This window comes from Serratia sp. root2 (assembly GCF_031931805.1).
GTDB lineage: Bacteria > Pseudomonadota > Gammaproteobacteria > Enterobacterales > Enterobacteriaceae > Serratia > Serratia inhibens.
On record NZ_JAUJXB010000020.1, the window covers coordinates 1 to 1,064 of the forward strand.

Below are 1,064 nucleotides of genomic sequence, written 5' to 3' on the forward strand. Positions count from 1 at the left end.
TCCATCGCGATTGGGTGAATCAGGGTAACAACCATGTTCACGTTATCGCCTGGCATTACCATCTCAACGCCTTCTGGCAGTTCGATGGTACCGGTCACGTCAGTTGTACGGAAGTAGAACTGTGGACGGTAGCCTTTGAAGAATGGAGTGTGACGACCACCTTCTTCTTTGCTCAGGATGTACACTTCTGAGTCGAATTTGGTGTGTGGCTTGATGGAACCTGGTTTAGCCAGAACCTGACCACGTTCGATGTCTTCACGCTTGATACCACGCAGCAGAACACCCACGTTCTCACCAGCACGGCCTTCGTCCAGCAGTTTGCGGAACATTTCAACGCCGGTACAGGTAGACTTAACGGTGTCTTTGATACCAACGATTTCAACTTCTTCGCCAACTTTAACGATACCGCGCTCAACACGACCGGTAACAACGGTACCACGACCGGAGATGGAGAAGACGTCTTCGATTGGCAGCAGGAACGGCTTGTCGATAGCACGCTCTGGTTCTGGGATGTAAGAATCCAGGTAACCGGCCAGTTCGATGATTTTAGCTTCCCACTCAGCTTCGCCTTCCAGTGCTTTCAGCGCTGAACCACGAACAACCGGCAGGTCATCACCAGGGAAGTCGTAAGCAGACAGAAGTTCACGAACTTCCATTTCTACCAGTTCCAGCAGCTCTTCATCATCAACCATGTCGCATTTGTTCATGAATACGATGATGAAAGGAACGCCAACCTGACGACCCAGCAGGATGTGCTCACGGGTCTGAGGCATTGGGCCGTCAGTCGCAGCAACAACCAGGATAGCGCCGTCCATCTGAGCAGCACCGGTGATCATGTTTTTAACGTAGTCGGCGTGCCCTGGGCAGTCAACGTGCGCGTAGTGACGGCTTGGGGTGTCATATTCAACGTGAGAAGTGTTGATGGTGATACCACGAGCTTTTTCTTCTGGCGCGTTATCGATCTGGTCGAAAGCACGTGCAGAACCGCCGTAGGTTTTAGCCAGAACGGTAGTGATTGCTGCAGTCAGGGTAGTTTTACCGTGGTCAACGTGGCCGATAGTACC

Annotated in this window: 1 protein-coding gene; it reads right to left on the reverse strand. The window is 52.0% G+C overall.

The features are described from left to right. Nucleotides 1-1,064: elongation factor Tu (gene tuf / locus QZQ97_RS24485; RefSeq protein ID WP_311995511.1), on the reverse strand; the 1,064-nt coding region annotated here is incomplete at both ends.